General features: G+C 68.9%; 1 protein-coding gene. It reads left to right on the forward strand.

Annotated elements, in window-relative coordinates; genetic code table 11:
* The coding region (locus tag JI667_RS22195; protein WP_206858685.1) for a hypothetical protein at nucleotides 1-257 on the forward strand (257 nt) is incomplete at both ends.

Here is a 257-nt window from a genome sequence, read left to right on the forward strand (position 1 = left end):
CTTGCGGCGGCGCGCGATGCACAGGGCGAACAGGCGCCGGGATGGCCGGTGGAGGACAGCGCGCCCGTAACACTGCAGCAAAGCGATACCGGATGGGTTCTGACGCGCCATCGCGCGGCACGGGTAAAGGCACTCGCAACGTGCCCGGATCTGCCGGTTGTGGTTGCCGAAACGCTCCCCGATACGGGGCCGGCGCCGAGGGTGCTGGGCCTTGTCCTGCCTGCCGATGGCACGCAATCTGCGGCGCGTGGTTTCCT

The sequence above is a fragment of the Bacillus sp. NTK074B genome, assembly GCF_017303375.1.
Lineage (GTDB): Bacteria > Bacillota > Bacilli > Bacillales > Bacillaceae_B > Rossellomorea.